This is a genomic window from Mesorhizobium sp. M1A.F.Ca.IN.020.06.1.1, assembly GCF_004023265.1.
GTDB lineage: Bacteria > Pseudomonadota > Alphaproteobacteria > Rhizobiales > Rhizobiaceae > Mesorhizobium.
Genome location: NZ_RZSR01000302.1, coordinates 1 through 5,979 on the forward strand (window position 1 = coordinate 1; position 5,979 = coordinate 5,979).

Annotated in this window: 7 protein-coding genes and 1 pseudogene; all 8 read right to left on the minus strand. The window is 59.4% G+C overall.

From position 1 onward, the window contains the following. Positions 1–309, minus strand: a 309-nt coding sequence (locus tag EOA60_RS15205; protein WP_164899324.1) for a nitrogen fixation protein NifZ, incomplete at its 3' end; no start/stop codon positions are given. An 85-nt stretch (positions 310–394) separates the two neighbouring features. Beyond that, positions 395–589: a 4Fe-4S dicluster domain-containing protein gene (locus tag EOA60_RS15210; protein WP_091599532.1), complete on the minus strand. Its 195-nt coding sequence runs from the start codon at positions 587–589 to the stop codon at positions 395–397. Positions 590–618: 29 nt separating this feature from the next. Next, positions 619–2,100 (minus strand): nitrogenase cofactor biosynthesis protein NifB, encoded by a 1,482-nt coding sequence (nifB, locus tag EOA60_RS15215; protein WP_091599529.1) that lies wholly within the window; start codon positions 2,098–2,100, stop codon positions 619–621. Positions 2,101–2,373: 273 nt separating this feature from the next. Then, positions 2,374–2,625 (minus strand): helix-turn-helix domain-containing protein, encoded by a 252-nt coding sequence (locus EOA60_RS15220; RefSeq protein WP_311202830.1) that lies wholly within the window; start codon positions 2,623–2,625, stop codon positions 2,374–2,376. A gap of 751 nt (positions 2,626–3,376) precedes the next feature. Next, complete coding sequence (locus EOA60_RS15225; RefSeq protein ID WP_128345484.1) at positions 3,377–3,901, minus strand: alpha/beta fold hydrolase; 525 nt, start codon at positions 3,899–3,901, stop codon at positions 3,377–3,379. A gap of 265 nt (positions 3,902–4,166) precedes the next feature. Next, positions 4,167–4,466, minus strand: a complete 300-nt coding sequence (locus tag EOA60_RS15230; RefSeq protein ID WP_091599526.1) for a ferredoxin family protein — start codon at positions 4,464–4,466, stop codon at positions 4,167–4,169. Positions 4,467–4,478: 12 nt separating this feature from the next. After that, a complete protein-coding gene (locus tag EOA60_RS15235; RefSeq protein WP_091599523.1) occupies positions 4,479–5,783 on the minus strand; it encodes an FAD-binding protein in 1,305 nt (434 codons plus the stop codon). Positions 5,784–5,793: 10 nt separating this feature from the next. Continuing rightward, positions 5,794–5,979: pseudogene (locus tag EOA60_RS15240) on the minus strand (electron transfer flavoprotein subunit alpha); the annotation flags it as partial.

Below are 5,979 nucleotides of genomic sequence, written 5' to 3' on the forward strand. Positions count from 1 at the left end.
TCCTCCGTTGGAAATGCCTTCAGCTCCGCAGGGAACCTCGACTTTGTCGAGGCTAATGAGTTCGCGCGCTCGCATGCCGACGACCGTGCCACGATCGATCCATTCGACCGCATAGATGAAGAATTGCTGGAGAAAGGTTCCAATGTCGCGCACGTAGCCTTCGTCGCCCTTCCGCACGAGGTTTTCGCCGATCTCCTTGCCGGGATAGGTGCCGTCGTTTTTTATGTGGCGTGTTGCACGGACTCGCTCACCCTGCATGAACCGTGGCGGTCTGCCGATTTCGACCTCCTGTTCGCGTCTGGACCACATGCTGTCCATTCCTTTCTCGAGGCTTTTGGTGTGGTCGCGGGTTGCAGGCGTCCTCGCGCGGCGAACCCGACCGTTTCGGTAGGAATCAAGCGGGAACGCAGGTTTTCGGTACCGGACAGACCGACACGCATTGCTGCTTATCGAAGGCCTCCTTGCATTCGGTGCACTTGATTGGATCGATCACATAGGCGTCGCCCTTGAACTTGATCGCTTCCGAGGGACATTCGAACTCGCAGGCCCCGCATTGGGTACATTGGGATGCGATGATCTTGAAAGCCATTCTAACTCCTGGTTATCGGACGAGACCGCTCAGGCCGTCGCCGCTAGTGGTCTGATCCCAAACTCTGCCGCGTAAAGTGCGCTGACTGCGGTCTCGATGTAGTCATGGCCATAGGCGTCGGTTACGCGCAGTCCAGCTCGCGAGAGTTGTTCCTTCGGGCGATTTCCGATCTTGGCGCATAGCACTATGTGTATGCCTTCCAGCGCAGCGAAGACGCCCTCGAGGGTGGCGTCTTCGCCCCCGCCTCCGAGGCAATACCGCTCGACCTTCCGATGCCCGACCAAGCTGATCCCTCTAGGCGAGACTTCATAAACCTGGAATTCCTTCGCGTGGCCGAAGTGTTCGTTGACGCGTCCACCTCCCTTTGTGGCCACCGCAACCAGAAGCGACTTTTCGGAGTCTGTTGCCTTGACCATACCGATGGCCTCGCTCCTCGCCGCCTCATGATCACGGCGCTCGTGTGCGACCACCTGCCGATAGGCCTGACGCTTGCCAGCATCGTAGGTGACATCGTCGGGAATCCCATCCAGCGTGAATTCCTGGCCACGATCTTCACCGAGCAGGCCGACAGCATCTGCCCGGCACTGCCGGCAGTGGCGCATCAACTTGGCGCCACCTTCAAGTCGATCCTGAAGAGCCATCATCTCCATTGCCGTTGGGCCGCGCTGCCCGATGAGTCCGTAGTGGGTGCCGTGCGCCGGGTCCGAAATCAGAGGCATCACGTTGTGCAGGAACGCGCCCCGCTCCTTGACCATTTTGTTCACCTCAAACAGGTGCTGGTCGTTCACTCCAGGAATCATCACCGAGTTGATTTTGGTGAGGATGCCGCGCGCGCTCAGCATCTCCAGGCCCAGCATCTGCCGCGCGTGCAAGATTCGAGCGGCTTCGATGCCGAAGTAGCGGCGATTTTCATAAAAAATCCAAGGATAGATCTTTGCGCCGACTTCCGGGTCGACCATGTTGATGGTGATCGTCACGTGATCAACATTCATTTCGGCAAGCTCAGCTACATGGTCCGGCAGCACGAGCCCGTTGGTGGAGACGCACAGCTTTATGTCGGGGATTTCCCTGATGACGCGGTCGAACGTTGCCTTCGTTTTCTCCCAGTCGTAACAGGCATCCCCCGGCCCAGCGATGCCAAGAACCGAAAGCTGCGGAACTTCGTTGGCAACCGCGATGACCTTGCGTAGCGCTTGGTCGGGCGTCAGCTTCTCAGACACAACACCAGGCCGGCTCTCGTTGGCGCAATCGTATTTGCGATTGCAGTAGTTGCACTGGACATTGCAAGCCGGCGCGACCGCCACATGCATACGCGCGAAATAGTGATGCGCTTCCTCCGAAAAGCAGGGGTGATCCTTGATCTTGTCCCAAATAGCCGGATCCACATCGCCCGGGCTGGTCGGCGACGAACCGTAGGAGGACGGTGCGCAGCCACCGGATTTCGCGGCTGCCAGAAAACCCTCGGATGTCGTGCTGGTCGGCCCCTCAATCGAAACTGTCGGTGAGGACATCAAACGGCTCCGTTGCTGGTAACGTCGCGGTTCAAGGTGCAAGAGCCATACCAACTTAAAAAAGCGGCTTCAGTTCACTATTTGGGTCGATGTCGGATTGTGTGAGGCCGGCGCGACACAATTTTGTCCTGCTTGCGACAGTGCAAGTCCAAATCCGTTCAGAAGCACAAAGCACTCCTTGTCGCGCAGAGGGCGCGCAAGACCACTGGCCTGACGATTGGCTCATCAGGCTCTTAGAATTTCCTTCACCTCGAGACTATGCCGGCGTATCGCCTAGCCGACTTGTCGCGGCGTGAGGCGGAGAATTCGAGCCGCATTAGCCTGAACCCAGCCGGCCTTCTCCATTGTGTCGATCAGCCGGTCACGCTCCGTCCGTCGCGGTCCCAGCGCCGGTCCGGCCGTATCGTTAGAATCGCAACCGGCTATCTCGTGTTCAGGGGCGCCGATGCGCCTAACCGGCTTCGTGCTGGGCCGTGAGAGCTCGTCGATGCCATTGCCACGTTCCGAAAGATTGGTTCCTTCCAGAGGAGAACGCGCAAGTGTGGCTGTTCTTTACACGCAGTTCTCCAGCTCGCGGACGTTGCCGGGGAAATAGCATTGCGAGATCAGCTCAACTGCCGACGGCGTAAAGCCATGGTTCTCCATATTTCAAGGGTAAGCGCTGTGTCCTTCCAGGAGTGCCCGCGATCTGTGGGCCTGCCGATTCTGAGGTGGATCGGAGATCGGCTTGTGTCTGAACTTGAACTTTACGATTGACCCTGAGCGGCAGCCTCGGCGTTTCAAGGTGATCAACGGCGCTGTTAGTCGGCAGGCATTGGTCGATGGACGACAAGGGACGGAGTCATCGCCGAGACCCTGGGGCCGAACGTGGTGATCTCGGAGGTTGCCCGGCGCTACGGGCTGCGGCCGCGGCGGAACGCTCGCAAGCTTGCGACGTCGGCAGGACAGGCCACTCCCGCCTTTGTTCCGGTGGTGGTTTCGGTGGCGCCACCGGAACGACCCGTTGGGCCTACATCCGTGCACCAGAACTCAAGGCCGCGGCCTGAGAATCGGCCGCCCGCTCACCCTTTACTTGGTTCCTCAGCCGACAGCGCTAAGAAGGAGAGCAACTTCCGTCGGTGCGAGGATCATTGCGTCGTGGCCAGTGGCGAGTTCCTGCCACGCCCAGCCATCCTGCTTCGCGACCCATTCTCGCGCTCCCGCCGTCGGCGGGTGGAGCGGATTAGTGCAGACGACATAGGTTCGGGGCCTGCCGTTGCCGAGCGGGGGCTCGAGCTTAAGTCTGCTTTCGTAGGTGCTTGCCGCATGCGGTGTTATCCGGCGCCGCACCCAGTCCGTGAGCGAGTGTCCCTTGGGAATGCCGAATGCTGTTGGCGGCGGAGTCGGCATGAAGATACCCCGTCCTTCCTCCGCAACCAATTTTCGACGGGCGGCGACGATGTCGGGGGGCATGGTGCTGAATACACTTTGACCGCTCTCGACGATGGCGCCGTCGAGCGAGATAAACGAGATGGCTGATATGGTCGGGTATCCGGTCGGCGGCGCCGGTGATGCTGATGCCGCCTAGACTGTGACCGACAAGGATCACATCGCTCAGCTCTTCCGTTACAATGTGGTTGACGATGTCGGTCACGAATGTGTCGGGCGTGATGTCCTTGCACAGCAAATGTGCGCGTTCGCCGACACCTGTCTGGGTCGGCGTGGTCACGTGGCATCCCATCTTGCGAAGATTGGCGGCGACGTCCCGCCAACACCATCCGCCATGCCAGGCACCATGCACTAGCACATACGTCTTTGTCATGGATTGTGCCGTTCCATTTGCTCACCGGCCGTTGTGGCTGCCATCCGGCACGATGGCCGAACGTTGTCCCAAAGGGGCTCGACCACGTTACCGGTGGTAAGTCCGGCGCACAGGCCGCCGCCGTGGCCTGAGGACACCCCTACCAGTCGAGGAAATTTGAATTGCGAACGCCCAATATTCACTAGCTCTTTGCAAGTGGATGGAGAGGCTCATGGTGTGCCGCAGTTGCTCGCTGCCGGCATGCTCTTGGCACGGTCCCGGCTGATCATCCGAACTTGAACAGGACACCAAAGCCGCCGCGCGGATAGTTCCACTCGATGTCGCCGCCTTTCTCGCACAATATCCGGCAGGTGCCGCATTCCATGCAGCCGTCGGCGGTGATCTCGACTTGGCCCCTGTCATTCAACTCATAGCATTTCGCTGGACAGACGTAGGTCAACGCAAGCAAGTTCGCGCTTGGCTTCTCGTGCGGTCGCACTATGATATGGGGGCGGCCGGAATCGACCAGGTAGCGGTTCTGGTAAAGCTTGTCCTCGACACGAACCTTCGTCACTGCGATCGTCATCTTGTACCCTCTTCAGCGCCATGCCAATGCCAGCCGGACCGCGTCGCTGACCAACCCCCAGCGCGAGCGCGCGTTGATGAAGGCGGCCGTGGTGGCCCTTTCCTTCTCGATCTTCGGCGTGCCGTCGACACGCATGAAGTTCTGAGCGGCATACGACATCAACCGCGGATAGCTGGTAAAAAAGTTGCTGGAATTGGTGTGGAGTAAGGCTGGCATGTCCTTGTATTTCTTAAGATCCTTGATCACAAAGGATTCATCCAGCATCGTCTTGTAGAGCGCAAGGTTCCCTTTGGTCATAGGACCGTTGCGGCTTTTGACTTTGATGATCGCCTCAGCCGCGACACGACCCGAGGTCATGGCAAGGTTCGAACCCTCACGGTGAATGGCATTGTTCAGTTGCGCTGCGTCGCCGACGATGACCCAACCGTCGCCGAAGAGCTGCGGAATGGCCCTGTAACCACCTTCGGGGATAAGATGGGCGGCATATTCTTTCACCTCCGAGCCAGCGATCAGCGGCCGGATCGAAGGATGGTTTTTCATCGCGTCTAGGAGGGCGGACGGGCTCTCCAACATCGCGGCGAAATCCGAGACCAGGCAGCCGATGCCGAGTGAAATCGACTCCTTGTTGGTGTAAAGGAAGCCGAGCCCGGCCATGTCGCGAGAGATCGTGCCCACGGCCTCGATTACGCAGCCTTCATCGCCCTTGACACCGAACCGCTGGTCAATGACCTCTTCGGGCAAGAAATGCATTTCCTTGACGGCAAGCGCCACGGTCTCCGGCTTCGGCATCTCGCGCAGGCCTGCGCGAGTGCCAAGCAATCCCGACACCCCTTCTGCGAGAACGACCACATTCGCGAAGACCACTCCGCCAGCCCGGTCTGTGCGGACGCCGATCACCTTGCCATTGCCATCACGGACGAGTTCCGTCGCGGTCGTCTCACACAGGACCGTCGCGCCAGCCTCGCGCACCTTGCGGGAAAACCATTTGTCGAACTGGGCGCGGATGATCGTGTAGCGGTTGGGTTTCGCCTCATTGAAGTCGTCCGACCGGTAATGAATTCCGGTGTGAGATGTGTTGTCCATCACCCAAAGTCGCTGTTCGACCAGGTGCCGCTCGAGGGGCGCATCATCCCGGAAGTCCGGGATGATCTTCTCCAGCATGTTCGCGTACATTATGGCGCCCTGGACGTTCTTAGAGCCCGGATATTCCCCGCGCTCCAACTGCAGTACCTTCAGCCCCTGGCTTGCCAAAGTGTAAGCAGCTGCGTTTCCGGACATGCCGGCTCCGACCACAATGGCATCGAATTGTTCAATCATGTCCTCTCCCTCAACTCGCAAGCTTGTCTCGACTGTGCGGCGACAGCCGCCGGGTGAAGGCTTCCGTGAGTGCGGGCAGGAAGCGGATTGCATCCGTGACGATCCCGAGGTGGGCGAACTCGAAAATCGGCGCGTTCGGATCGGTGTTGATCGCGACGATGAGATCGGCCCCCTCGACCCCAACTCGGTGCTGGAT

Bases quoted from the DNA above. Each gene is read 5' to 3' on its own strand.
- EOA60_RS15210 (WP_091599532.1), bottom strand. From the start codon at position 589: ATGGCTTTCAAGATCATCGCATCCCAATGTACCCAATGCGGGGCCTGC.
- nifB (WP_091599529.1), bottom strand. From the start codon at position 2,100: ATGTCCTCACCGACAGTTTCGATTGAGGGGCCGACCAGCACGACATCC.
- EOA60_RS15225 (WP_128345484.1), bottom strand. From the start codon at position 3,901: ATGACAAAGACGTATGTGCTAGTGCATGGTGCCTGGCATGGCGGATGG.
- EOA60_RS15230 (WP_091599526.1), bottom strand. From the start codon at position 4,466: ATGACGATCGCAGTGACGAAGGTTCGTGTCGAGGACAAGCTTTACCAG.
- EOA60_RS15235 (WP_091599523.1), bottom strand. From the start codon at position 5,783: ATGATTGAACAATTCGATGCCATTGTGGTCGGAGCCGGCATGTCCGGA.